This window comes from Gordonia oryzae (assembly GCF_003797185.1).
Classification (GTDB): Bacteria; Actinomycetota; Actinomycetes; order Mycobacteriales; family Mycobacteriaceae; genus Gordonia; species Gordonia oryzae.
Map to the genome: position 1 here is coordinate 23260 of NZ_RKMH01000021.1, position 25947 is coordinate 49206.

The window sequence follows — 25947 nt, forward strand, 5'->3', positions numbered from 1 at the left end:
AGGAGCCCGAGTTAGTTCACACCGAGCTGCCCGGCGGCGTTCGGGTCACTGTCGTTGAGCAGATCGAGGCACCGCAGGTACTCATCCTCCTCACCGATCGCCCGGGCGGCACGTGCCAGCGCACCGACACACCGTAGGAAGCCCTGGTTGGGCTCGTGACTCCACGGCACCGGGCCGAATCCCTTCCAGCCGTGCCGACGCAGCTGATCGAGGCCGCGGTGATATCCAGTGCGGGCGTAGGCGTAGGCCTCGATCACCGTGCGGGTGTCCGGGGAGCCGCTCAACGCACGTTCGGCCAGGTACGCCCAGGCGATCGACGCTGTCGGGTGTGCTGCGGCCACCTCGGCCGGCTCGGCGCCGTTGAGCAGCGACGATTCGGCGTCGTCGTCGCCGGTGAGCAGAACGGGTTGCGGACCCAGGAGGTCTCCGAAGGAAGTCACCACACCATTCAAGCATCGCGCCGCACGCGACCACGACACGTCGCGCGAGGCCGACCCCGAGACGGGTACGTCGGATTCATCCGTTCGATCGGATGACCAAGTCTCCCCAGGTGATGAGGTGCGCGACCGTTCGCTAGTGTGAATGACGCACTTCGTGGCGTGACGTGGTGTGATGTCGTTCTTCGGTGATGGACGGATTTCTCGTGGGCAAACTTCGAGCGTGGTGTTCGAGGAAGGTTGGGTGATGACCGATGGCGCAGTCTGACGACCGGAAGTCAGCCGTCACCAGGGCTTTCTCGAAACTGCGCAAGATGCGGGAATCACGGGGGTCCGACGCTGCCGACGGCGGCCGTCCCACCCGGCCCTCGGCTTTCGGGTCCCAACCGACATCGAATGCGACGGCCCGACCACAGTCCGGGCCCACCGGAGCACCCGGTGGATCGCGCCAGGGAGGACCGACCGGTGGGCGTGCGGTATCCCCCGGCACACCTCCCACCGGTCCGGATGCCCAGACAAGGCCGCTCCGTACGCAGCCACCCGCCGAGCCCGCTCGCAACGCCGCACCGTCCGCGCGAGGTGCAGCATCCCAACGACCGGATGACCAGAGCAGCGGCGACGGTACTACAGACACCACCTCGCCGGATTCGGCCGACACCACGGATATAGGAGACAAGGTGACCGAACACCCGAGGCCGCGCGGAGGACGTGGCATCGACTCGGCGACCAAGGTCATCAGCCGATCTGATCTTCCCGACGCTGCCGACCTCGATGACCTCGAGGACGTCGATCCCTACGGCGGTGCGCGGGTGGAGACCTCTACGACCTCCGACTCGGAAGACGCGGCCGAACAAAGCGCGGCACGCGCGGAGAACACCACCGATTCGGCGGCGCCGGCAGAGGCGACCGCAGAGCAGACCGACGGCAGTCGACCCGACAAGGACTCCGACACTGCGTCAGCACCCGTCGAGTCAGCCGTCGGAGCATCCTTGGCAGAGGACGCGAAGAAGGTCGACTCCGGGGAAACCGACGAGACTCCCGCTGACGAGAACAGCTCGGACAACACCGACTCCGACCAGACCGACTCCGACCAGACCGACTCCGACGGCATCCGCAAGGCCGCGGCCACCGTCGCCACGGCAGGTGCCGCTGCCGCCGGTACCGCCGCAGCGGTCGCGGCAACGTCCTCGGACAAAGACGACGCCGACACCGCCGACACCGATACGGTCGCCGACACGACCGCGACCGACCAGACCGGTTCCGACTCGGCGCATGAGCCGGCGACGGATGCCGCGGACACCGAAGAACCAGCCGCCGAGCAGGGCGCAGCCGAACCCGTCGCGACGGACTCCGACGGGCAGGTGAGCGAGGCCGCCCAGACCCCCGACGCCCAGACCCCCGACGCCCAGACCCCCGACGCCGTCGAGCCTGCCGCCGTGGAGCCTGCCTCCGGCGAGATTGCGGAATCGGATGAGGAGGCCGGGGCCGACTCCGACCAGACCGAGGAGCACGTCGCCGAGGCCGGTGCGGACGAGTCGCTCATCGACGAGGATGACTCCGACAAAGTCGACGCTGAAGAAGCCGAGACCGCCGAGGCAGACGACGAGTGGGATGAGACTCCCGCCGACGCCGAGTCCGGCGAGACCGAGACCGCCAAGCTGCCGGCCGCACCGGACCCTGCCAGCGAGACCCCTGCCAGCGAGACTGGGGCCGATCAGGTCCCGGCGGACGACTCGAGGACCCAGATCCTCTCCAAGCCCGCCGCCGCAGCGACCGAGGCAGGTGCCCTCGCCGCGGGCGCAGACACCACGACCGGAACCGCTGCCGCCCAGGGCTGGTCGACCACGGCCCACCAGCCGCAGGTCATCCCCGGTGATCAGGAGAAGCCGGCGAAGTCCGACGGCGGCCGCCGTCGCACGGGCATCCTGATTTCGGCGGTCGCCGCAGTCGTCGTCGTTGCCGCGATCGTCATCGGTGTCTTCGCGTACTTCCAGCTGCGCCCGCAAGCGCCCGAGGACGCAGCCGCCGACGCCGCGAAGACCTATGGAAACGCGGTGTACAACGGCGACTTGCAGACATTGCGTGACATCACTTGCGGCAACAAGCTCGCCTACTACCAGAGCATGCAGGACGGCGACTGGACCAGGCTCTACCAGTCGCAGAAAGCCCGCAACGAGCTGGTCAAGGTGGAGAGCATCAACGCCGTCCGCGTCGACGGCAACACTGCGCTGGTCGAGGTGACGGCCGTCAACACAGGTACGCCCAACCAGCCGCAACGCGTCGCGATCAACCTGCAGAAGCAGGGCGACAACTGGAAGGTCTGCGACTAGCAGTGACCGACGAGCGCACCGCGGGTGACCCGCCGGCTGACCACGCCGGCGCCGACGCGGTGCCCACTCGACCATTCGACGGTCAAGGTCGCCACCAACGTCCGGCGCCGCCTCCCGACCGCCCGCCGCTGCCGATGGGAGTGCGCCCGCCGGTCCCGAACGGCCGACCGCCCATACCTGGCGCACATCACGCTGATCGACCTGAACCACAACAGAATTCGGGGTTTTCTGCTCCACCGGCAGCCGACTGGAGACCACCGCCGCCGCCGCCGGAGGCAGACAGCGTCTTCACCCGCGCCACCGAGCCCCTCGCCACTCCCGGGCCACCGGTGCCGGGTGAGCCGAACCCACGCAGGATGCAGGCCCCTCCGCCGCGGGTCCACGTGCCGCCGCAGCCACCTGCTGCGCACGCCGGCCCACTTCCCTACGCGCAGCCGCCGATACCCGACGCAACCCGGAGTGCGACATCGCGACCCAGCTCGGCGCGGCCCGACTCCTCACGCGCCTCGTCGACACAGTCCACGTCAGCGCGTTCCTCGTCGGGCCACGACGCACAGAGTCGGGCCCACCGGCACCGTCGCGCGGACCCGATGGTCATCGCTGCGGCGATCGTGATGGTCCTACTCGCGGTCGGTGTTCTCGTCGGAATCCTCACTCTTTGAGGTCGCGTCCGACCGTGCCGACAGCGCCCTCCTGAGCGCCGTCGGCAAGATGCCGGGAGCTCTCGACGAATTTCCGGACTTCGACGACGAACCAGCCAACGACGTCGGCGAAATCCAGGGCACGGTCGGGTGGTACGAAAGCACAACGGCGGCGCCCGGATTCACCGGACGCCGCCGCCGACACCCCCGGGGATGCTCACCGGAGAGCGCTCAATTACTTCAGGCGCTGATCGACTTACCCACCGACTTGAGGTCGGTGCAGGCCTCGACGACGCGCTCGCTCATCGAGGTCTCGGCCTTCTTGCTCCACACGCGTGGATCGTAGGTCTTCTTGTTGCCCACGTCGCCGTCGACCTTCAGCACGCCGTCGTAGTTGCTGAACATGTGGCCGGCCACCGGACGCGTGTAGGCGTACTGGGTGTCGGTGTCGACGTTCATCTTGACGACGCCGTAGCTCAGGGCTTCGTCGATCTCGCTCTTCAGCGAGCCGGAGCCACCGTGGAAGACGAAGTCGAACGGCTTGGATCCGTCGGCCAGGCCGAGCTTCTTGGTCGCCACTTCCTGGCCGGTGTTCAGCACGTCGGGACGCAGCTTCACGTTGCCGGGCTTGTACACACCGTGGACGTTGCCGAACGTGGCGGCCAGCAGGTACTTGCCCTTCTCGCCGACGCCGAGTGCGGCGACGGTCTTCTCGAAATCCTCGGGGGTGGTGAACAGCTTGTCGTCGATCGCGGCCTCGACGCCGTCCTCCTCACCGCCGACGACGCCGATCTCGATCTCCAGGATGATCTTGGCTGCGGCGGCCTTGGCCAGCAGCTCCTGCGCGATCTCGAGGTTCTCGTCGATCGGGACCGCAGACCCGTCCCACATATGCGACTGGAACAGCGGATCCTTGCCCGCGTCGACGCGCTCCTGACTGATCGCGAGCAGCGGCCGCACGTAGGTGTCGAGTTTGTCCTTGGGGCAGTGGTCGGTGTGCAGAGCGATCGTGACGTCGTACTTCGCGGCGACGACGTGGGCGAACTCGGCCAGCGCGACGGCGCCGGTCACCATGTCCTTGACGCCGAGACCCGAACCGAATTCTGCGCCACCGGTCGAGAACTGGATGATGCCGTCGCTGCCGGCGTCCGCGAAGCCCTTGATGGCCGCATTGATCGTCGACGACGACGTGCAGTTGATCGCCGGGAACGCGTAGCCACCCTCCTTTGCCTTCTGGAACATCTCGGCGTACTGCTCGGGGGTTGCAATGGGCATTTCACGTCCTCCAACCGGATAAGGTTTCACGCTTCGAGTCGGGTCACTCCTGTTCAGTATGGCAAGGTCGCTCACACCGCGCGCAGCGGCGTCCGAGGTCGCCGACCGGCAGGTTCTGCGAACGCTCGCCTCTGCCGGGTACCCTCGAAACCCGTGATCGAATTCGCATTTGCCGCATATACGACAAATCTGGCCCTGCTTCCGGGGTTCCTCGATCCGGTAAACCTGCTCAACTCGTTCGGCACGTGGATTCTCGCGGGCTTGCTGCTGGTCATCTTCATCGAGTCGGGCCTGCTGTTCCCGCTGCTACCCGGCGACTCACTGTTGTTCACCGCGGGGCTGATCGTCGCCGCGAAGTCCGCCGACATCGAGCCGTTCGCGCCGCTGTGGGTGCTGCTGGTGACCATCCCGATCGCCGCCTTCCTCGGCGACCAGGTCGGCTATCTCCTCGGCAATCGCCTCGGATACTCCCTGTTCCGGCCGAACGCGAAGGTGCTGAAGGAGAACTACATCGTCGAGGCGCACGAGTTCTTCGAGAAGCACGGTCCGGTCACCATCGTGTTGGCGCGCTTCGTCCCGATCGTGCGGACCTATGCCCCGCTCGTGGCCGGTGCGGCGAAGATGCGGTACTCGATCTTCCTCACCTACAACGTCGTCGGCGCGATCCTGTGGGGTGCCGGGGTGACGCTGCTCGGGTATTTCCTCGGCCAGATCGCGTTCATCCGCGACAACGTCGACTACATCTTCCTGCTGATCGTGTTGGTCTCGGTCCTGCCGATCATCTCCGAGGTCGTCAAGCGGGTGCTCCGGTCGCGTCGGGCGATCACTGAGGAGCCGGTGGCCTCACCCACGCCGGCCGACCACTCCTGAGCACACCACCGTCCCGCGTCCGGCCCCACGCCACACACCGACCCACCAGCATCCATCTGGCTAACCCTCAGGCTGCCCGCGTAGCCTGGTGACCCGTGATCGACTCCGCACTTGCCCATACCACCACCACTGTGGTCGCGTTGCCGGGCATCCTCGACCCCATCAACGTGCTCAGCTGGTTCGGCGCCTGGGCGTTCTGGGGTCTGCTCCTGGTGATCCTCATCGAATCCGGCGTCCTGTTCCCGGTGTTGCCGGGCGACTCGCTGCTGTTCGTGGCCGGCATGGTCGTCGCCGCAGGCGCGGGCGGCACCGAGGGCATCGACAAGTTCGCCTCGCTGTGGCAGCTACTCGTCTTCATTCCGATCGCGGCGATCATCGGCGGTCAGATCGGCTACTGGATCGGCCGCTTCATCGGTACCGAGATGTTCACGCCCGACGCCCGGTTCCTCAAGGAGCGTTACCTCGTCGAGGCCAACGAGTTCTTCGAGAAGCACGGGCCGATCACCATCTTCTTGGCGCGCTTCGTGCCGATCGTGCGCACACTGGCCCCGATCGTCGCCGGCGCCGCCCGGATGAAGTGGGCGGTGTTCGCCGTCTTCAACGTGGTCGGCGCGATCGTCTGGGGTGCGGGCATCGTGCTGCTCGGCTACTGGCTCGGACGGTTCGAGGTCATCCAGAAGCTCATCGAACCGATCTTCATCCTGATCGTCATCCTGTCGATCGCACCGATGCTCATCGAGTGGTATCGCCGGCGCCGGGCCGCCAAGCGCGCCCCGGCCGCTGACGCCCTGTCCCCCGATGCCACGGCCGCCGACGACCGGCGGACCGACACCGTCTGAGTCGGCGCCGGCCGGTCGGACGCTATCCGCTCACCGCGTACGCCGCGGCCAGGTCGATGCGCACCCATCCCCCGTTGGCACCGGCCTGATCCAGCGGATAGCCGGCGGGGATGGCGGTGCGTCGCAGGATGTCGAGGCGTTGAGCGTCACTGAGGTGCGGGAATCGCGAGCGCAGTAGTGCCGCGGCCTGGGTCGGGATGGCGTTCACCTGGTTCGGGGAGATCCGCGGGAATCCGAATGTCATCAGCTCCTGGGCATTCGACACCGCCTGCGACGTCGGCGCCACGGTCGGGTCGTCTGCGAGCGCCCGGGCCACCGGCTCACCGAGCGCGGTCCGGAGCTGCTCGCGCAGCTGATCACCGGCGGCGTCGACGAGCCGGGCGAATGCGGGATCGGAGAGCCGCTCGGAGGCGACGGTCAGGCCCATGATCCGGCCGCCCATCACATCGAGCGGGTAGTGCACGCCGAGCACCATGCGACTGAGTCCGATGTGGCCGGACTGGGCGAGGATCTGCGGTCCGGCCTCGGGCAGCCAGTAGGCCAGCAGCGCACCCTGCCAGAACGCCTGGCTGGAGTGGCCGGACGGGTACGAGCCGTTGCCGGCGAGGTCGCCGTAGAGATCCGAGCCGGGCCGGTTGTAGCGCGTGATCTGTGCGGGCGCGACGACGAAGGGCCGCGGATTGTTGTAGTACTGCTTCTCGATCAGCGTGGTCTGCAACGGGATTCCGGCGCGCGCGGTGTCACCCTTGACCAACTGCGCGACCTTGGGCAGTTTGCCCGCGGCCAGCAGCTGCCGGAACGCGGTACCGACCTTGGTGCCCAAGGCCTGTGACAGGGAGACGATCCGGTCGTCGTAGTTGATCGCGACGGCGTCGTCCTGCTGGGCCGGTGTCGCAGAGTTGTTGACCGACACCACCTTTGCGAGATTCTGCTTCATGAGGTCGGGCCGCTGGGCGCGCAGCGCCGCGAAGCCGTCGAGTTCCGGGAGATACGTTCCGCCCGGCGGTACGTCGGAGGCGAACGGACCGACGAGCTGCGCGGTGGAGAATCCCGCGGGCGCGGTGGCCGGTGCCGGCGCCGCGTGCGCAACGGGCGCCCCGACCATCACAAGCACAGCGAACATCGAGAGCAGGACCGAGCGCATACGCAACGACATGGCCATCACTCTGACTGATGTCCGACTCTTCGGGCAAGGTGGGGGCGGGTGTTCATGTCTCGTTCGCCGCTCCGTCATCCGGGCCGGACTGCTCAGCCGAGTGCGGCTACCACGCCTGTCCGAGGTCGGCGTGCTGGCGAATCCACGCGTGCATGGCGATTCCGGCGGCCACCCCGGCGTTGATGCTGCGGGTGGAGCCGAACTGTGCGATCGAGACGGTCAGATCGGCCTGCTCCTGCGCATCCGCGCTGACGCCCGGGCCCTCCTGCCCGAAGAGCATCACGCATTCGCGGGGCAGTTCGGCGGTCTCCAACGACTGCGCGCCGGGAGTGTTGTCGACGGCGACGACCTTTAGATTCTCTTCGCGCGCCCACGCGATCAGGTCGGCGACGGAGTCGTGGTGTTCGAGGTGCTGATACCGGTCGGTCACCATCGCGCCGCGCCGATTCCACCGTCGACGTCCGACGATGTGCACCGTGGCCACCGCAAAGGCGTTGGCAGTGCGCACCACGGTGCCGATGTTGGCGTCGTGGGCGAAGTTCTCGATGGCCACATGGAGTCGGTGCCGCCGGGAGTCGATGTCGGCGACGATCGCTTCCCGCGTCCAATATCGGTAGGCGTCAACGACATTGCGGGTGTCGCCGGCTACGAGCAGGTGCGCGTCGTAGCGCGGGTCATCCGGCGGCGGACCGTCGTGCTCGGCTGCCCAGGGCCCCACCCCGACCGCCGGCGCCGACCCGATCTGCCACTCCGTCGGTCCGGGCTCGTCGGCTGTCGACTGCGGGTCGTCGGCTGCCACGCCTCAGGCGAGGCCGAGATCGGCCAGCGTGAGTAGCGACCGGTAGGGCACGCCGAGCGCCTCGATGACCTCATCGGCGCCGGTGTCTCGATCGACGACGGTCGCCACACCGATCACCGTCGCGCCTGCTTCGCGTGCCGCCTCCACCGCGGTCGACGGTGAGGCCCCGGTGGTGGAGGTGTCCTCGACCACCAGCACGCGGCGCCCGGCGATGTCGGGGCCCTCGATACGACGTTGCATCCCATGGGCTTTGGCGGCCTTGCGCACCACGAAGGCATCGATGGCACGGCCACCGGCATGCATGATCGACGTCGCCACCGGGTCGGCGCCCAGGGTGAGTCCGCCGACGGCATCGTAGTCCCAGTCGGCGGTGAGTTGACGCATGAGCGTGCCGATCAGCGGCGAGGCCTGATGGTGCAGCGTCGCCCGACGCAGATCGACGTAATAGTCGGCTTCCTTGCCCGAGGAGAGTGTCACCTTGCCGTGCACCACCGAGAGTTCCTTGACCAGTTCGGCGAGTACCTCTCGATCGGCGGTATCGACGGACGGAATCGCTGCGGACACTACAGAACTCGCTCTCTTCTCGCGGATCGGACACCGGCCCCGACGGGTCGGTCGTGTGATCAGTTGCGGCGGTGACGGTTCCGCCGGGAAGGCGTGTCACCCGGACCCGTCCGCGCCTGTCTCGTCGGCGGCTCGAAATCGTCGTCGAAATCGACGTCGTCGTCAAGCTCCGGCGGTCGAGTTGCTTTGCCACGCATTGGCATCTGCGCCATCGGACGGCCGGCGGGCCGGGGATCGGCCGGAGCCAAGTGGCCTTCGGCAGGCGGCGCGGCTCGTCGCGGCCGAGGTGCCACCTCGCCAGGCTTGTGCAGCGCGGTCGGCACGGCGGCGGCGGAGTCCACATCGTCACGCTCGGCCCTGTCGCGAGCGGCGGCCTCCACGCGTGCGCGCCGGTTCTTGTCGCGCATGTTCTCGGTCTTCTCGTCGGCCAGCTCGGCGCGGGTCGGACCGTGCGGATCCCGCGGGTCGGGGGCATCCTGCGGCTCACGCAGTGGCGGCAGCACTCGCAGCAGGTCGGCAAAGCGCCGCACGACCTCCAGGCCGGTGTCGAGTTCGGCGGCGTCGTCGGTCAACGGCAACGACCCCAGGGCCCAGTTGCCCTCGTTCCACAGCACCTCGACGTAGGCCGGTGCCTTGTTGGCCAGGGCGACCATACGCCGGTCGCACACGCGGCGGGCGACGTCGAGGTTGTTGGAGAACATCACGCGCGGGCCCATCGCGCCGAGTAGTTCCACGTCCTCCTCGGCCGGGGCGAGGACATCCTCGTGCCGCAAATCGACGACCACGGCGGACGGAGTCGACCGGCGCACCGCGATCACTGAGGCGGTCTCGGAAAGGTCGAAGACGACGGCCTCAGCCCCCCCGTAGTGGCCGTAGGCCACGTTCTCCACGGTGACGGTATCGGGCACGTTCATGGTGGCGCGGCGGAACACCGTACGGAGCTTGGTGTCGGTCTCGCGGAACTTGAAGTCGTGCTCGTCACCCCAGATCGCGCGCTGGTGCCTCGTGACCGAGGAACGGCGGCGATCGAGCCACAGCAGGGCCACCGCCCCGGCCAAGGCAATAGCGGCGATCACGAAATAGACGATGGTCATCGCGCTACAGACTACTTCAGGGTGTGTGCGGATCGCGCCGCACGACGTACCTCTGAGCCCTGTCGACAACGTTGTCGAAGTGCGTTTCGAGGTCGTCATCATCGACGCCGACGTATCGCCGCAGGTTATCGAGGATCTGCGTGCTCAGCACATCCCGTCCTCCGGCGACGTCATCGCTGAGACGCTCCGGGATCGCGACACTGTCCATACCCCACCCGACCCCCACCCGGGGTCGTCGGCGGACAGGGGTTCGATAACCAACGCTTCGAGCGATGCCGCACCGAATGTTGCCGTCTGCGTCGCCTCGGGTTTGTTCGTGTCGCGCGTCGTCGCGGTCAGCGCCGGGCTCGCTGCAATCAACGACATCAACCCTCAGCACCGCGCCACGGTCGCCCGCATCGCCGCGCACCTCGGACTCGATCGACGGCACGCGCGCTTACTGCCCTCGAATTGCTCAGCACATCACCGGCCGAGATCGAGAATTACCCGGCGAAATGCGAGTTCGACACAACTGTCACTTCTATCGCTGCAGGAGCACCCGCCACTATCGTATCCACTGTGCCCCAGATCACAATTCCGGACTCGGGAATTGGGTGGCGTATATTGCCCTAGGTGATCGCGACGCTGGACGACAAATATGCCACCCATGTGAGAAATCTCGGGCAATTCGCCCGTTTCGGCATCGTGGGCGCATCCGGGGTCGTCGTCAATATGATCGTCGCTGTCCTGATGAACAAGGCGCACGGCGGTACCGCCAACGCGTTCAATGTGATCTGGCATATTCCGGGTTCGGCGTACAACGTACGTTTCACCGTGCTGGTGTGGATCGTCGGGTTCCTCGTGGCCAATTGCGTCAACTTCCAGCTCAATCGGTCGTGGACCTTCAAGAGTTCCCGGCATGCGAGGTGGTGGTCGGAATTCTGGCCGTTCCTCGCGGTGGGCAGCGTCGCCGCGATCGTCGGGCTGTTCCTGAAGGTGGGCTTGACCAACCCCACCTCACCGCTCTACCTCTCGTCGTCGTTCTTCCATGAGGGAGCCGGGCTACACTCCCGCGAGTACTGGGCGCAGATCCTCACAATCGTCATCACCATGCCGATCAACTTCATCGTCAACAAGCTGTGGACGTTCCGGGCGGTGCGTTCGCCGGCGGAGCCGGCTCCCGTCGACGCCGGCACCCCGGTCTGAACGCCGCCGTCCGACCACCATGATCGGCCAAGGTCCCTCGGCTGGCCGGATGACACAGCGGGCGCGCATTGCCGTTCAGGTAAAGCCCCAGCACGCCTCGTTCGCCGATCTGCGTCGTGCCGCGGCGCTGGTCGAGGAACTCGGCGCCGACATGCTCCTCACGTGGGATCACTTCTTTCCGCTGTCCGGTGATCCCCACGGCCGCCACTTCGAGGCATGGACCACACTGGCGGCCTGGGCCGAATCGACCGACCGCGTCGAGCTGGGCGTTCTGGTCTCCTCCGTGGGTTACCGGAACCCGAATCTGCTGGCCGACATGGCACGCACCGTTGACCACATCAGTGCGCGCGACGGTACGGGCCGGGTGGTCCTCGGCGTCGGCGCCGGCTGGTTCGAGCGGGACTACACCTCTTATGGCTTCGAATTCGGCACGGTGGCGCAACGCTTACGGACCCTCAACGATCATCTGCCGATGATCCAGAAGCGCTGGAGCCGGCTGAATCCGGCGCCCACGCGCAGAATCCCGATCCTCATCGGTGGTGGCGGCGAGAAGGTGACCCTGCGGATCGCCGCACGGCACGCCGACATCTGGCACGGCTTCGGTGACGCCGAGACCATTGCCCACAAGCACCAGGTACTCGACGACTGGTGCACCCGGATCGGGCGCAATCCCGGCGAGATCGTGCGCTCGGCCGGGGTGAGCGCGAAGCCGGGACGCTTCCCGGAGGATCTCGACGACTACCCGGCGTCGGCGGAGAAGTTGTACGCCGTCGGTACGCGGATCTTCACCGTCGGACTCGAGGCCCCGAACTGGGATCCCGGACCGATCCGCGATCTGGTCGCCTGGCGCGACGCGCGGAAGGCCTGACACCATCACCGACCACGCCGCTGGCACCGCCGGGCAAGGGGTGACACTCCGACGATTGGCCGACTCGGTAAACCGATGACCGCTGTCGAATACCTCGTCCACGCCACGACCACGCCCCATCCTCACACAGGCCACGCCGGTGATCGTCGACCGCGCGCACAGCTCGTGGGTGTCAAGGACCCACGGCCAGTCCTGCCTCGACCATCCCCTGCGTCTTCTTCCTGTGGCTGACCCGGCAGGACGAGTTCGCCGAGATCGACACCCGCGCACTGTTCGAGGTGGCCTTGGCCGACGGCATCGCCGCCATTGCCGGCCCTGCCGCGTCACCGGGGCGGGCGCCATCGCAGCGCGCTTTGCGCTTGTGTTCCGCCTCGAGTTATCCCGAACGAAACGAGGAGGGCATCCGACGCCTCACCGGCAGTCTTGAGAGGATGGCCAGGTGAACGGTGCACCCGGACCCCTGCCGATCGACGCCCTACTACCCATCGACGCCGACGAGATCACCGATCTGACGGTCGCGCTGGTACAGGCGCCCAGCGAGAACCCCGGCGGCACCGAAGCACAGGCCGTCGCCGTCCTCGAACGGGCATGCCAGAAGGCCGGGCTCGTGGTTGGCACGCACGAGGTCGCACCCGGCCGGCCGAATCTCGTCGCCACTCTGGCCGGCGGCAACGGGCCGGGTCTGATGTTCCTCGGGCACTCCGACGTCGTGCCCGCGGGCCCCGGCTGGACCGGCGACCCCTATCGTGCGCGCATCGTCGACGGATCGATCATCGGCCGGGGCACCACCGACATGAAAGGCGGGCTCGCCGCGATCGTCACCGCCATGTCGGCCCTGTCGTCCTCCGGCATCGAGCTCACCGGTCCGGTGCAGCTGGTGTGCACCGTCGATGAGGAGGAACACGGCAGCGGCGTGCGTGAACTCATCACCGCTCATCCCGGCGACTTCTTGGGGTGTGTGGTGGCCGAGCCGACCGATCTCACTGTGGTCCGCGGATGCCGCGGTGCGTCTTACCTCGAGATCGACGTGACCGGTCGCGCCGCGCACTCCGGACGCCCCGACGACGGCCGCAGCGCCATCTACGCCGCCGCCGCCATCGTCGAGCTCATTCGCGCCGACCATGAGGCGATGACCGCCCGCGCGGACGGCCTACTGGGTTCTGGGACATGGAATGTCGGCACCATCTCCGGCGGGCAGGGCATTTCCGTCGTCGCCCCGATGGCCACACTCGGCATCGACCGTAGACTGATGCCCGACGAGACAGCCGACGGCGTAGCCGACACGCTGCGCGCCCGCATCACCAAGGCGGGCATCGATTCCGACGGCATCGGCGTCGATGTGCGTGTCACTATGGAGATGCCCGGCTTTGAAACTCCCGCCGATCACCACCTCGTCGCGACGGCTGTCGGCGCACTCGAGAGCCTCGGCATCAGCACCCGCGTGGGCGGATGGAGCGCCGCCTGTGACGGCGGCTTCGTCAACCGCGACCTCGGCATCCCGGCCATCGTCTGCGGTCCCGGCGACATCAACACCCAGGCTCACCAGCCCGACGAGACCGTCCGAGTCGCCGACTTGGTCACGGCGGCAAGGGCATACACCCGGATGGCCCTGACCCTCCTCGGCCCGCGCGCCTGAGCCCGCATTTCTCATGGTATCGGGCTACCTGCGACGCGGCCAGGCCGAAATACGCAGCGGAAAACTGGATTTGGGCCGTACAGCGAGTAAAGAGAGGAACAGAGAGGGCGAACAACTACTCCCGAACGAACCGGTAGCCCATCCCCGCCTCGGTGAGCAGATGCCTGGGGTGAGCAGGGTCCTCCTCGAGTTTGCGGCGCAGGCTCGCAAGGTAGACGCGCAGATAGTTCGATTGGCCCGTGTAGGTCGGCCCCCACACACCGGTCAGGATCTCGCGCTGCCCCACCAATTTACCCTCGTTGCGCACCAGCATCTCCAGCACTCCCCACTCGGTGGGGGTCAGATGTATCCGTTCGCCGTTGCGCGTGACCTGTTTGGCTCCGAGGTCAACGGTGAACGACCCGGCCGACACCACCGGGTTCTCGGCGGTCGCCTCCCCCGACAAACCGGCACCGCGGCGAATCGCGGCCCGCAGGCGTGCGACGAACTCCTCCATCCCAAAGGGTTTGGTCACGTAGTCATCGGCACCGGCATCGAGGGCGGCGACCTTGTCGACGGCCTCACCACGCGCCGACAACACGATCACCGGTACGTTCGTCCACCCACGTAGACCGGCGAGCACCTCGAATCCGTCCATGTCGGGGAGTCCCAGGTCCAGTACCACCACCTGTGGGTTGGTCTTGGCCGCCGCAGCCAGTGCGGCTGCGCCGGTCGCCGCGGTCGTCACGTCGAAACCACGTGCCCTCAGGTTGATCCGCAACGCCCGCAACAACTGTGGCTCGTCGTCGACGACGAGCACGCGCGCGCCGTCAGCCATGCGCCACCCCCTTCGCCTGCGGAGACTGCTCCGACTGCTCGATGGCGGGCAGATCCACCACCATCGTCGTACCACCACCAGGTGTGTCGACAATGGCGAGGTTGCCACCCATCGTCGAAGTGAAACCGCGCGCCACCGAAAGTCCTAGCCCCACACCACCATCGGAGCCGTTTCGGTCGGAGCCTTGGCGGAAGTCGTCGAAGATCTGCTCACGCCGTTCGACCGGAATCCCCGGCCCGTGATCGACAACCTCGATGATCGTGCGCGGCGACTGCGGGTCCGACTCGTCGACCGAGGTGGCCACCTCGACCTGCCCGCCGCCGTGGCGCACCGCGTTGTCGATGAGATTGGCCAGGACCCGTTCCAGCAACCCCCCGTCGGTCCATGCCCAGACATGACCGAACCGGAAGGCGATACCCGCGGCGGCCGGGCCACTGCGGTTGGCCGCCCGGTGCACCACCTCGACGAGGTACGTGCGCGCCAGGTTCGGGCGGATCGCACCGGCCTCCAGCCGCGAAGAGTCCAGCAAATTGGCGACCAGTGCAGAGAGCTGATCAACGGATTCCTCAATGGTGGCCAACAATTCGGCGGTGTCCTCCGGGGAAAACGTCACCTCCTCGCTGCGCAGACTCGACACGGCCGCCTTGGCACCGGCCAGGGGGGTACGCAGATCGTGGCTCACCGCCGACAACAATGCCCGGCGGAGTTCGTCGGTCTGGGCCAGGGCCCGCGCGGCTGCGGCACCGGCCTCGAGGTCGGCGCGTTCGAGTGCGGCGGCCGCCTGGGTGGCCACCGCCGTGAGCACCCGACGATCCTGCGCCGCCGGCGACGCCCCACACAGCAGCAACTCGTATTCGTCGCCTCGCGCGGGCAGGACGGTATCGGCCTCCGAATCACGCTGTGGTGGTCCCTCTCCCACCGCAGCACTGACCTCGACGGCGCCGTCGGCACGGCGGTGCACCACCGACACCGCACGCTGATCGTAAGTCTCTCGAACGCGTTCGAGCAGGCCCGCCACGTCCGCGCCGCCGAGGACGGCGTCGCTGAACACCGCGAGCAGTTCGGCCTCACGCGCCGCCCGTTGTGCCTGCACCCGACGGACCGTGGCCGAATCAACCAGTGCGGCAACCGCTATGGCGATAACGAGCATCACCAGGATGGTGATGAGATTGTCCGGCTCGTTGATGGTCAGGGTGAACCGTGGTGCGGTAAAGAAGTAGTTGAGCAGAACACCGGAAACCACCGCCGACAGCGCGGCCGGTGCAACACCGCCGAGCATCGAGATCGCCAGTACGGTGACGAAGAACAACGCTGTCTCACTGGCGAATCCGATCCAGCGGTCGAGGACGGCCAGGATACCCGTCATCACCAGCGGTACCACCACAGCCAGAACCCAGCTCAGCGGCCGGTGGAATCGGGTCTCGCGGATGTCGAGGCGGTTGCGTTTCGCGGTTTCCTCGTGGGTGACCATGTGGACGTCGATCCGTCCACTGCTCGCGACGACCGTCGCGCCGACCCCCTCGTCGAAGATGCGCTTGAACCGCGGCCGCCGAGACGTACCGAGTACCAGCTGGGTCGCGTTGACCCCGCGCGCGAACTCCAGCAACGCGGTGGGGATGTCGTCGCCGACGATGGAGTGCACGCGCGCACCGAATCCGGCGGCCAGCTCGGTCAGTTCGGACAGTTCCACACCGGAGCGTCCGGCCAGCCCGTCACCGCGGACCACGTGCACGACGATCAGCTCGGCACTCGACCGTGAGGCTATGCGGCTGGCGCGCCGGATCAGCGTCGACGATTCGGCGCCACCGGTGATCGCCACCACCACCCGTTCCCGCGCCTCCCAGGTGTCGGTGATCGCATGCGCAGCACGATAATCGGCCAGATTGTCGTCGACGCGATCGGCCAGCCACAGCAACGCGAGTTCACGCAGCGCGGTCAGATTGCCCTGACGGAAGTAGTTGGCGAGCGCGCCGTCGATCCGGCCGCTGGGATAGACCTTGCCCGCCGAGAGTCGTTGCCGCAGTGCCTGCGGGGCGATGTCGACGAGCTCGATCTGGTCGGCGGCGCGCACCACCGCGTCGGGCACGGTCTCCCGCTGGGTGACGCCGGTGATCTGGGCGACCACATCGTTGAGACTTTCGAGATGCTGGATGTTGACCGTGGTGAGCACATCGATCCCGGCATCCCGAAGGACGTCGATGTCTTGCCAGCGCTTGGCATTCGTCGATCCCGCGACGTTGGAGTGGGCGAGTTCGTCGACGAGGGCCACCTGCGGGTGGCGGGACAACACCGTATCGAGGTCCATCTCCTCCAGTTCGGTACCCCGGTAAACGATGCGGCGTCGCGGAATCACCTCGATGCCCTCGATCAGACCGGCGGTCGCCGACCGCCCGTGGGACTCCACGACGGCGATCACTACGTCGGCGCCCTCACCGATCAGATCGTGTGCGTGCGCGAGCATTTCATAGGTCTTACCCACGCCCGGGGCGCAGCCGAGGAAAACCTGCAAGGTGCCCCGCGCGTCGGCAGTGGAAACCATGCGTCCGAGTCTATCGGCGAAGCGCCGTCATGACCGGCACACGGTGTGTCCCAGGGCGAGATTCACCTCGAGCACATCGACGGTCGGCTGACCCAGAAAGCCCCACTGCCGGCCAGAGGTGTGCGCGTCGATGATCGCCTGGACCTGTGCGGGGGTGCGGCCGCTATTGCCGGCGATGCGGGGTACCTGCAGTGCCGCGTAGGCCGGACTGATGTCGGGGTCCAGACCCGACCCGGAGCCGGTGACCGCATCGGCCGGCACTGCCGTCGGTGACACCCCTTCACGCTGCGCGATGATCTTTCGGCGCGCCTCGATCTCGGTGGCCAGTGTCGCACTGTTGGGTCCCTGGTTGCTCGCCGCCGACGACGACGGGTCACCCGGCGCCATCGGATTGTCGGCCGATCCGAGCACACGGGCGTGGAGGAACGAGTCGGGCTGTCCGGCAACGGGTTGTGGGTCGATGCCGATGATCGAGGAGCCGGCGGCGCAGCCACGGGCGTCGACAACCTGGGAGCCCTCGGCGGCGTGGGTGTCCAATCGGGAGGCCGCCCACACGACCGCCGGATAGGCGACGCCGACGACGACGGTCAGCGCGAGCAGGACACCGATCGCGGCGACACACTGCCGCACGAAGGTGGAGATGACGGTGTTCATGATTTCCTCACCCCATTCCCGGAAGGAAACGGACCACGAGATCGATCAACCAGATCCCGACGAACGGTGACACGACGCCGCCGAGGCCGTAGATCAGTAGATTGCGGCCGAGCAGGCGCGAGGCCGAGCTGGGCCGGTATGTGACGCCACGCAACGACAGCGGGATGAGCGCGACGATGATCAGGGCGTTGAACACGATCGCCGAGACGATCGCCGACTGCGCCGAATGCAGGTGCATGATGTTGAGCACGTGTAGTTGCGGGTAGATGACCGCGAACATCGCCGGCAGGATCGCGAAGTACTTCGCAAGGTCGTTGGCCAGCGAGAACGTCGTCAGCGCGCCGCGGGTGATCAGCAGTTGTTTACCGATGGCGACGACCTCGATCAGCTTGGTCGGGTCCGAATCGAGGTCGACCATGTTGCCGGCTTCCTTGGCCGCCGAGGTCCCGGTGTTCATGGCCAGCCCGACGTCGGCCTGCGCGAGCGCCGGGGCGTCGTTGGTGCCGTCGCCGGTCATCGCGACCAGCCGCCCGCCTGCCTGTTCGGACCGGATCAGGGCGAGTTTGTCTTCCGGGGTGGCCTCGGCGACGAAGTCGTCGACGCCCGCTTCGTCGGCAATCGCCTTGGCGGTCAACGGATTGTCGCCGGTGACCATCACCGTGCGGATGCCCATCGCCCGCAGTTGCGCAAAGCGCGAACGCATGCCGGGCTTGACCACATCAGAGAGTTGGATGGTACCGAGGATGCGTGCGCCACCGTCGTCGTGGACGGCCACCAGCAGCGGCGTGCCACCCCCCTTCGAGATCTCCGCGACGCGATCGGTGACGACCTCCGGTACCGACCCGCCGAGCCGGCCGATCCAGCGGGTCACCGCGTCGGCGGCGCCCTTGCGGTATTCGACGGCGGACGGGCCGTCGTGCAGATCGATTCCGCTCATACGGGTTTCGGCGGTGAAGGCGACGACATCGTAGTTCGGGTGAACACTACCGCGCGCCGCGTCGGCGTTATCGGCGGCCATCGGGGTGACCTGATGCTCCTGCAGACACAGTTCGACGATGCTGCGGCCCTCGGGGGTGTCGTCGGCGAGACTGCACCGATACGCCGCGGATGCGAGGTCGGCGGTGGCGGTGTCGGGACCGGGGAAGATCTCGGTGGCCCGCCGATTACCGAAGGTGATCGTGCCGGTCTTGTCCATCAGCAGGGTATCGATGTCACCGGCGGCCTCGACCGCCCGGCCCGACATCGCCAGCACATTGCGTTGGACCAATCGATCCATTCCGGCGATACCGATCGAGGACAGCAGGGCCCCGATCGTCGTCGGGATGAGGCAGACCAGCAAGGCGATCAACTTGATCGGATCGGGGCTCTGCCCGGCGTACTGCTGCATCGGACCGACCGCGACGACGGCGAGCAGGAAGATCACCGTCAGGCTCGCGAGCAGGATGTCCAGCGCGATCTCGTTGGGCGTCTTCTTGCGGGCGGCGCCCTCGACGAGCGCGATCATGCGGTCGACGAAGGTCTCTCCCGGCGCCGTGGTGATCTTGACGATGATCCGGTCCGACAGCACTACGGTGCCGCCGGTGACCGCGCATCGGTCACCACCGGATTCGCGGACCACCGGCGCGGATTCGCCGGTGATCGCCGACTCGTCGACGGTCGCGATGCCTTCGATGACGTCGCCGTCACCGGCGATGACCTCACCGGCCTCGACGATGATCAGGTCGCCGACCACCAGATCGCTACCCGAGACCGAGGCCGTCGAACCGTCGGCACCGATCCGTCGGGCCATGGTGTCTCGCTTGACCTTTCGCAAACTGTCCGCCTGCGCACGGCCGCGCCCCTCGGCGACGGCCTCGGCAAGGTTGGCGAAGATCACCGTGAACCACAGCCATGCTGCGATCAGCCAGGAGAACCACGACGGCTGCCAGATCGCGAGCACCGTGGTGACGATGGCGCCGAGGAACACCACGAACATCACCGGATTGCGGGCTTGGTCTTTCGGGTTCAGTTTGCGCGCCGCCTGCGGCAGCGAGGTGATCAGGCTGCGGGCATCGAAAGCGCCGCCCGACACCAGTTCCGGGGAGTCGGCGGACTCGTCGGTGGGCTGGTGCCCGCCGTCGGTCCGGTCGATCGTATCCACACTCACAGAGCTGCCTCCGCGATCGGTCCCAGCGCCATGGCCGGGAAGAAGGTGAGTCCCGCGACGAGCAGGATGGTTCCGAACAACAACGCGCCGAACAGGAGTCCGTGCGTCGGCAGGGTCGACGCGGTGTCGATGCGGGTCTCGAGCGCGACCGCGCCACGGCTGTCGAGGTCTGCCTCGTCACCATCGGCCGCCCCTTGGCGTCTGGTCGAGGTGCGAGGCGCCCCGGCGCCGAGTCTCAAGACCTCCTGCTCCGGTCCTGAATCCCGCCCGTCCGCCTTCGCGCCCCGCGGCCGCTGGCGCGCCAGCAGACCGGCCAGCGCCAGTACGAACACGATCGGCAGGAACCGACCGAGAAGCATGGCGAAGCCCAACGAGCTCTGGAACCAGTCGCTGGTCACGGTCAGCCCACCGAATGCGCTGCCGTTGTTGTTGGCCGCCGACGCGAACGCGTAGAGCACCTCGCTGAATCCGTGGATCGACCCCGCGGTTCCGGGCGACCCACCGTTGCCCTGCGCATCGAGCGTCGAGGAGAGGACCGCCGTGATGCCCGCGCCGATCAGCACTAGTGCCGGCATCACCAGCACATAGAGGGCCGCCATGGTGATCTCGTTCTGCCCGACCTTCTTTCCGAGGAACTCCGGCGACCGTCCGACCAGCAGTCCGCCGACGAATACGGTGACCACCGCCATCACCAGGATGCCGTAGAGTCCCGAGCCCACGCCGCCCGGCGCGACCTCGCCGAGCAGCATGTTCCACAGCAACACTCCGCCGCCACCGGCGGAGAAACTGTCGTGGGCGGAGTTCACCGCGCCGGTCGAGGTCCCCGTCGTCGACACCGCGAACAACACCGACGCCGGGATGCCGAATCGTTGTTCCTTGCCCTCCATCATTGCTCCCGCGACCTGCGCGGCCACACCGTTGGTGCGCGACTCGAAGTACCAGGAGACGGCCAGCATGATGCCCCACAGTGAGGCCATCACACCGAGCAGGGTGTATCCCTGACGCCGGTCGCCGACCAGCGTGCCGTAGGTCCGTGTGAGGCACACCGGGATGATCAGCAGTGCAATGATTTCCACGATGTTGCTCAGCGGCGTCGGGTTGGAGAACGGGTGCGCCGAGTTGGCCGAGAGGGTTCCGCCGCCGTTGGTTCCGAGTTCCTTGATGGCCTCCTGTGAAGCGAACGGTCCGACGACGCTATGTGCCGACCCGCCGTTGAGCGTGGTGAAGTCAAAGCCGGTCCGCAACGATTGGACGGCACCCTGCGTGATCAGGATGATGGCCAAAATGATGCTCAGCGGCAACAGGATTCGGATGACGCCGCGGATCAGATCGACCCAGAAGTTGCCGATCTGACCATCGCCGCGCCGGTTCACCAGTCCACGGATGAGCGCGACGGCCACCGCGAGGCCCACCGCCGCCGACGCGAAGTTCTGTACCGCCAGGCCGATCATTTGGGTGAGGTTGCTCATCACCTGTTCTGGTGAGTACGACTGCCAGTTGGTGTTCGAGACGAAGGAGACCGCGGTGTTGAACGCGGCCGCCGGGTTGATCCCGGGTTTGCCGTCGGCCCAGGGCAATACACCTTGAATTCGCTGCAGCAGGTAGAGAAACACAACGCTGACGGCCGAGAAGGCAAGCACCGCAAGGGCATAGCCGACCCAGGTCTGCTGACGCTTCGGGTCGATCCGGGCGAGGCGATACAGCACTCGCTCGGCACCGAGGTCACGTTCGCTGCGATAAACCGAGGCCATGTAGTCACCCAGCGGCACATAGGCCAGGCCCAGCACCACCAGGAGGAGCGCCACCTGCAAGGTGGCGGCCAGAGCGGGATTCATCGGGCTCAGAACCTTTCCGGGAAGATCAGCGCGACCATCAGGTAGACGGCCGTCACCACCGCGAGGGCCAGCAGGACGACGTTGATCACGCCGTCGGCGGTCATCGCCGGATCCTCACGTCGACGGCGCGCACGGCGAGCACGCACAACGCGAAGCCCACCAGTGCGGCGAGAACGTACAGGAAGTCAGCCACTCTCACTCCTCACACCGCAACCGTCGAGTCACCCGACGGCCAAGCCGATGCACCGGCCGGCGGCCGGTGCGCAGGACAACTCTGCGCTCCCGATGCCGATCCGACGAAGCGCCTTAACACGATCAATACGCGCGGGATGGCAATGTTGACGCGACCTTCTCGCCCGGGGGTTTGCGACGGCCGGCTCGTCGATCGTCAAGCCACGACGCTCGAGGGCCTGCAAGCAACTCGCGGTGCGCGTCAAGAGTGCGTCAAAATCCCAGCACACGGCGTTGAGAACGTGTGAGAACCCCTTACCGCGCGTCGAGCCGCGGATTAGACCTGAGGTCATGAGCAGCGCAGCACCGCGGCGCATCGTCGCCGGCGACTATCGATGGGGATACGTGCAGATCGGTTATGCCCGCCAGTGGGTCCGTGACCGGATGGTGCTCTACCCGCCGGGGACCTCGGTCGAACAGCGCCGCTGGATGCGGGCGTGGCGCTGGCTTCCGGCGATCGTCGCGGCCATTGTCCTGGGCACGGCGTTCGTCTGCGGATACGTCAATTCCGCGCTCGTCGTCGCGTTTGCGGTGGCGATCGCGGTGTCGGTGGGGTTGGTGATCGTGGTCGCCGAACGCACCCGGAGCATCCGTACGGCATCGGTGTCCGTCGAGGGCTGGACGGGTCCCGACGCCGACCTGACGTCGCTGTCGAACATCGCGCTGATCCGGCGCATCTCCGCGCGACTACGCGATGCCGACTCCGACCTGCGCGACGGTCGGATCGACGAGGTGGAGTACGAGGTCATCTGGGCGAGCTGTCACACCGACATGGCGCAGATCCTGCGGCTGACCACCCCTGACAAGCCGGTGTTCGAGCGACCGCGGTTCCGCAAGGCGAGCACCCAGACACCGGAGCGGCGCCACAGCTCGGCCCTCAGGCGACAGGCCTGATCGCGATCCCATGGTGCCCGCCGCGCAGATCAGCTCTCGGCCCGGCTACCAGCCAGATTGCCCTCGGTGACGTCCCATAGAGGTGGGGACACCCCAGTGCCGTCTTTGCGGGAGGTAGTCGGGAGGACGAACTTGTCGGTGGTCGCGGCTTCGGAGGGCATGCCGGTGTTGCCGCGCGGGTCACTGGTCACCGGTCCATGAAAAGCTGCGCTCGTCGCGAACTTCGCAGAAGGTGCACCTCATACGGGCGCCGGCGGTGAGCGTAGAAAGTAACGATGCACCGGGACGGCGGTAGGCGAGGCGGGAGCGACCCGTCACAGGAGGCGCTGCGCGCCGAGCGGGCACGCACCACGGCGTTGATCTACGCACTGTCACAACGACTCTCGGCGGTCATCGACGCGACATCCGACGAGGCCGCCGACGACGAGCACGATCCCGAGGGCTCGACGCTCGCGGTGGAACGCGGCCAGTTGGTGGCCCAGGTCGAGCGATCGCGGGCGCGCCTGGTCGAGATCGACGCAGCCCTCGAACGCCTCGGCCACGGCAAGTACGGACGGTGCGAGACCTGCGGCTCGCCGATCGGCGCAGAACGCCTGGAGGTACTACCGGCCGCGCGACAGTGCGTGACCTGCGCGATGCACAACCCGACCTCCCGGTGGTGACCCCGCCCTCCCCACCCGCGACAGCGCCCTCCCCACCCGCGACAGCGCCCTCCCCACCCGCGACAGCGCCCTCCCCACCCGCGACAGCGCCCGAAATATCGTTGACAGCGCTCAGTAGCCGCATCACGAGCGCTCTCGCCACCACCAAGGGCGCCGTCGGCAACGTGACGAGCGCCGTCGCCAGCATTTTGTTATCTCACCGTTATCCGCGTTACTAAAGCGTCGCTTTTCGTCACTGGCCGTGGTGGCAACCCGGATCCGTACATACCGTCGAGACGCAGCGGGCAGACTCCGGTGATTCGCCACCGAGTCCGCTCCGGATGCCTGACCATCCAACCCCCTAAGGAGTTCGATGAGCACACACGATGATGACCTCGACGTGCTCTTGGCGCGTGTGGGCTGCGGCGATCAGGTGGCCTTCGAGCAGTTTTACAACCTGACCTGCGCACGCGTGTATGGCATGACCCGACGTGTGTTGCGCGACGCCGGATTGAGCGAGGAAGCCACCCAGGAGGTCTATCTCGCGGTGTGGCGCTCGGCGGATGGGTTCGTGGTCGGCAACGGATCGGCGATCAGCTGGTTGATGACTCTCGCGCATCGTCGCGCGGTGGATCGGGTGCGGTCGGAGGCAGCGAGCCGGCGGCGCACGATCGATTACGGCACAGCCGATCTGGGTTCCCGGGTCGAGCGCGACGTGGTCAGCGAACTCGCCGAGCGTCACGATACCGATCGCGAGATCCGGTCTAGTCTGTCGGCCCTCACGCCACTACAGCGCGAGTCGATCGAGCTCGCCTACTTCGAGGGGCTGACCTATCGCGAGGTGGCCGATCGTCTCGGCGTCGCTGTACCGACCGTGAAGTCTCGAATCCGCCAGGGACTCAAGCGACTTGCCCCACAGGTGTCGGGCGTTGCGGCATAGCAGTCTGCGCATTCATCAGCACTCGGGGTGCCGGCCGGCTATCACCTACCAGCGTCGATCCCGCTCGACCAGCACGGACATCACCCCTCCCGCAGAAACCACCTCCGCGTCCGTTTCACCCGATTTGGGAAACCACGACTCCGCGCGCGATCAACCGCGCTAGCCCGCCCTACCGCGACTGCCGCCACCAGCGCCGCGCCGGAAGCCACACATTGCCGCCGTCACGGGTCGGGATCCGCGTTACGCGGAGTATCGCTAGCGAGATGCCGTGTCGCCGACCGTGGCGAAGTCGATGTGCTGCCAGTGGTACACATGCGCGTGAGCGGATACCGCCGCTGACTACCGGACACCACGCGGCTTCCGTTGACACCGGCACGCCGACCGGCGACAACGACATCGATCACGTTCGCCACGCCACCGGTGAGACACTCGACGGTGACCATGTCGAACATCGTCGTCGGATGCCGGCGGCCCGATTGGCGCCATTCGGTCGGGCCGTCGTTGCGGTCAGCATGACCCAGCCACTATCTGGAGACGACCGCTGCCAAATATGGCGCTAGTCTCCCGCCTGCGCCGGTCAACGATCACCTCACGATGGTCGCGGGTGCGCAGCGATCGCGGCATCGACAGTAGGCCGGATCGCACAGTCGAACGCATGGTCGTTGACCAACCCGGCGGCCTGCATCAGCGCGAACATGGTCGTCGGCCCGACGAACCGCCACCCGAGCTTCTTGAGGTCCTTCGACAGCGCCAGCGATTCGGGAGAGGTCGTCATCGACCCCGGCACGTGGTCCCGGTCAGGTGCGTACCGCCAGAAGAACGCCTCGAGGGAACCCTCGGCGTCGATGAGGTCCTCGGCGTGGCGCGCATTGTTGATCGACGCCTCGATCTTGCCGCGGTGCCGGATGATGCCCGCGTCACCGAGCAGCCGCGCCACATCGGCTTCACCGAAGCGAGCAACCGTCGGAATGTCAAAGCTGCTGAACGCTTTCCGAAAGTTCTCCCGTTTGGTGAGGATGGTCCGCCAGCTCAGCCCGGACTGGAATCCCTCGAGACAGACCCGCTCAAACAAGGCGGCGTCCCCCGATAGCGGGAATCCCCATTCGGTGTCGTGGTAGGTGGTCTCGGGCTCCCGGGCCGCCCAGGTACACCGGGAGATCCCGTCGTCCCCGACGATCACGTCCGACATTGCGCTCTCCTCGCGTTCCACCCGGCGAACGTACCTGTCGGGTCCGACAAATCGATCGTAGCCACCGAGAGGCCTGCGACTTTTCGCTATGGCACTACCACTCTCAGCTCGAACACGCCGACGGAGGATCGAGACCCGACCTACGGATGGTCAAAGCGGTAGGGCGACGGCCCTGTTCCTCTCGGTTGCCCCGCACTTCCGCCACCCGATGTTCGACTGTTTCTCCCCGGTGGTCAACGTGTCCCACTTTCCGAAAGTCGAGGTGTCGTTCTTATCGGTGGTCGAGGTGCGAGCCGCGTGCGGCGAGCCTCGAGACCCTGGTGAGATGACAAGCATCGCAACCACATCCACCACCCACTCGACGCAA

At 66.9% G+C, this 25947-nt stretch carries 26 protein-coding genes and 1 pseudogene; 10 read left to right on the plus strand and 17 right to left on the minus strand.

Annotation, left to right across the window (positions count from 1 at the left end):
• Nucleotides 1–11 precede the first annotated feature (11 nt).
• A complete protein-coding gene (locus EF294_RS20020) occupies nt 12–440 on the minus strand; it encodes a DUF3151 domain-containing protein (RefSeq protein ID WP_123932786.1) in 429 nt (142 codons plus the stop codon).
• A 674-nt stretch (nt 441–1114) separates the two neighbouring features.
• On the opposite strand from EF294_RS20020, the gene EF294_RS20025 reads away from it, so the two are divergent.
• On the plus strand, nt 1115–2767 hold the full coding sequence (locus EF294_RS20025; protein WP_123932788.1) for an Rv0361 family membrane protein: 1653 nt from the start codon (nt 1115–1117) through the stop codon (nt 2765–2767).
• Nucleotides 2768–3191: 424 nt separating this feature from the next.
• Here the strand turns inward: EF294_RS20025 and EF294_RS21615 are convergent, their stop codons facing one another.
• From EF294_RS21615 to fbaA, 3 genes are read right to left on the minus strand one after another with little or no spacing between them, the layout of a single operon-like run.
• Nucleotides 3192–3365, minus strand: coding sequence for a hypothetical protein (locus EF294_RS21615; RefSeq protein ID WP_185091172.1), 174 nt, complete (start codon nt 3363–3365; stop codon nt 3192–3194).
• A gap of 53 nt (nt 3366–3418) precedes the next feature.
• Complete coding sequence (locus EF294_RS20030; protein WP_123932790.1) at nt 3419–3613, minus strand: hypothetical protein; 195 nt, start codon at nt 3611–3613, stop codon at nt 3419–3421.
• Between the two features lie 35 nt (nt 3614–3648).
• Complete coding sequence (fbaA, locus tag EF294_RS20035; protein WP_020169950.1) at nt 3649–4683, minus strand: class II fructose-bisphosphate aldolase; 1035 nt, start codon at nt 4681–4683, stop codon at nt 3649–3651.
• Nucleotides 4684–4836: 153 nt separating this feature from the next.
• Between fbaA and EF294_RS20040 the strand changes: the two genes are divergently transcribed.
• Both EF294_RS20040 and EF294_RS20045 read left to right on the plus strand, forming a co-directional pair.
• On the plus strand, nt 4837–5553 hold the full coding sequence (locus EF294_RS20040; protein ID WP_123932792.1) for a VTT domain-containing protein: 717 nt from the start codon (nt 4837–4839) through the stop codon (nt 5551–5553).
• Between the two features lie 95 nt (nt 5554–5648).
• Nucleotides 5649–6392 carry a DedA family protein gene (locus EF294_RS20045; RefSeq protein ID WP_123932794.1) on the plus strand — a complete coding sequence of 248 codons (744 nt, stop codon included), beginning with the start codon at nt 5649–5651 and terminating at the stop codon, nt 6390–6392.
• A gap of 22 nt (nt 6393–6414) precedes the next feature.
• Here the strand turns inward: EF294_RS20045 and EF294_RS20050 are convergent, their stop codons facing one another.
• The 5 genes from EF294_RS20050 to EF294_RS20070 all read right to left on the minus strand — a co-directional run bounded on the left by EF294_RS20050 (nt 6415) and on the right by EF294_RS20070 (nt 10213).
• A complete protein-coding gene (locus tag EF294_RS20050; protein WP_123932796.1) occupies nt 6415–7557 on the minus strand; it encodes a phosphatase PAP2 family protein in 1143 nt (380 codons plus the stop codon).
• 97 nt (nt 7558–7654) lie between these two features.
• Entirely contained in the window at nt 7655–8347 is a 693-nt protein-coding gene (locus EF294_RS20055; RefSeq protein WP_123932798.1) for a TrmH family RNA methyltransferase, read from the minus strand.
• 3 nt (nt 8348–8350) lie between these two features.
• Nucleotides 8351–8911 carry an orotate phosphoribosyltransferase gene (gene pyrE / locus EF294_RS20060; protein WP_123932800.1) on the minus strand — a complete coding sequence of 187 codons (561 nt, stop codon included), beginning with the start codon at nt 8909–8911 and terminating at the stop codon, nt 8351–8353.
• Between the two features lie 59 nt (nt 8912–8970).
• A complete protein-coding gene (locus tag EF294_RS20065) occupies nt 8971–10005 on the minus strand; it encodes a type III secretion system chaperone family protein (RefSeq protein WP_123932802.1) in 1035 nt (344 codons plus the stop codon).
• A gap of 16 nt (nt 10006–10021) precedes the next feature.
• Complete coding sequence (locus EF294_RS20070) at nt 10022–10213, minus strand: hypothetical protein (protein WP_246007990.1); 192 nt, start codon at nt 10211–10213, stop codon at nt 10022–10024.
• A gap of 404 nt (nt 10214–10617) precedes the next feature.
• Between EF294_RS20070 and EF294_RS20080 the strand changes: the two genes are divergently transcribed.
• The 4 genes and pseudogenes from EF294_RS20080 to EF294_RS20095 all read left to right on the plus strand — a co-directional run bounded on the left by EF294_RS20080 (nt 10618) and on the right by EF294_RS20095 (nt 13694).
• Nucleotides 10618–11190 carry a GtrA family protein gene (locus EF294_RS20080; RefSeq protein ID WP_123932804.1) on the plus strand — a complete coding sequence of 191 codons (573 nt, stop codon included), beginning with the start codon at nt 10618–10620 and terminating at the stop codon, nt 11188–11190.
• 49 nt (nt 11191–11239) lie between these two features.
• Entirely contained in the window at nt 11240–12058 is an 819-nt protein-coding gene (locus EF294_RS20085; protein WP_123932806.1) for an LLM class F420-dependent oxidoreductase, read from the plus strand.
• A 215-nt stretch (nt 12059–12273) separates the two neighbouring features.
• Nucleotides 12274–12501: pseudogene (locus EF294_RS22330) on the plus strand (PLP-dependent aminotransferase family protein); the annotation flags it as partial.
• Complete coding sequence (locus EF294_RS20095; protein WP_123932808.1) at nt 12498–13694, plus strand: M20 family metallopeptidase; 1197 nt, start codon at nt 12498–12500, stop codon at nt 13692–13694. The pseudogene EF294_RS22330 and the gene EF294_RS20095, both read left to right, overlap by 4 nt.
• Before the next feature lie 115 nt (nt 13695–13809).
• Here the strand turns inward: EF294_RS20095 and EF294_RS20100 are convergent, their stop codons facing one another.
• Genes EF294_RS20100 through EF294_RS20125 form a run of 6 tightly spaced genes read right to left on the minus strand, consistent with a single transcriptional unit; the run spans nt 13810 to nt 21789 of the window.
• The gene (locus tag EF294_RS20100) at nt 13810–14511 is read right to left on the minus strand and encodes a response regulator (RefSeq protein ID WP_123932810.1); all 702 of its coding nucleotides are present in this window, start codon (nt 14509–14511) and stop codon (nt 13810–13812) included.
• The gene (locus EF294_RS20105; protein WP_123932812.1) at nt 14504–17050 is read right to left on the minus strand and encodes a sensor histidine kinase; all 2547 of its coding nucleotides are present in this window, start codon (nt 17048–17050) and stop codon (nt 14504–14506) included. The genes EF294_RS20100 and EF294_RS20105 overlap by 8 nt, the downstream gene beginning before the upstream one ends.
• A gap of 27 nt (nt 17051–17077) precedes the next feature.
• Nucleotides 17078–17704: a potassium-transporting ATPase subunit C gene (locus tag EF294_RS20110; RefSeq protein ID WP_123932814.1), complete on the minus strand. Its 627-nt coding sequence runs from the start codon at nt 17702–17704 to the stop codon at nt 17078–17080.
• A 7-nt stretch (nt 17705–17711) separates the two neighbouring features.
• Nucleotides 17712–19850, minus strand: coding sequence for a potassium-transporting ATPase subunit KdpB (kdpB, locus tag EF294_RS20115; protein ID WP_123932816.1), 2139 nt, complete (start codon nt 19848–19850; stop codon nt 17712–17714).
• Nucleotides 19847–21685, minus strand: a complete 1839-nt coding sequence (kdpA, locus tag EF294_RS20120; RefSeq protein ID WP_123932818.1) for a potassium-transporting ATPase subunit KdpA — start codon at nt 21683–21685, stop codon at nt 19847–19849. Before kdpA ends, kdpB begins: the two co-directional genes overlap by 4 nt.
• A gap of 5 nt (nt 21686–21690) precedes the next feature.
• Entirely contained in the window at nt 21691–21789 is a 99-nt protein-coding gene (locus tag EF294_RS20125) for a potassium-transporting ATPase subunit F (RefSeq protein WP_020169933.1), read from the minus strand.
• 418 nt (nt 21790–22207) lie between these two features.
• Between EF294_RS20125 and EF294_RS20135 the strand changes: the two genes are divergently transcribed.
• A complete protein-coding gene (locus EF294_RS20135) occupies nt 22208–22810 on the plus strand; it encodes a DUF6611 family protein (protein ID WP_123932820.1) in 603 nt (200 codons plus the stop codon).
• Between the two features lie 29 nt (nt 22811–22839).
• Here the strand turns inward: EF294_RS20135 and EF294_RS20140 are convergent, their stop codons facing one another.
• A complete protein-coding gene (locus EF294_RS20140) occupies nt 22840–23001 on the minus strand; it encodes a hypothetical protein (RefSeq protein ID WP_246007991.1) in 162 nt (53 codons plus the stop codon).
• An 84-nt stretch (nt 23002–23085) separates the two neighbouring features.
• On the opposite strand from EF294_RS20140, the gene EF294_RS20145 reads away from it, so the two are divergent.
• Together EF294_RS20145 and sigK are read left to right on the plus strand one after the other, a co-directional pair.
• Complete coding sequence (locus EF294_RS20145) at nt 23086–23472, plus strand: TraR/DksA family transcriptional regulator (RefSeq protein WP_123932822.1); 387 nt, start codon at nt 23086–23088, stop codon at nt 23470–23472.
• Nucleotides 23473–23824: 352 nt separating this feature from the next.
• Nucleotides 23825–24391, plus strand: coding sequence for an ECF RNA polymerase sigma factor SigK (gene sigK / locus EF294_RS20155; protein WP_123932824.1), 567 nt, complete (start codon nt 23825–23827; stop codon nt 24389–24391).
• Nucleotides 24392–24980: 589 nt separating this feature from the next.
• Here sigK and EF294_RS20160 read toward each other — a convergent pair.
• A complete protein-coding gene (locus tag EF294_RS20160; protein WP_123932826.1) occupies nt 24981–25580 on the minus strand; it encodes a DNA-3-methyladenine glycosylase I in 600 nt (199 codons plus the stop codon).
• Nucleotides 25581–25947: the final 367 nt, after the last annotated feature.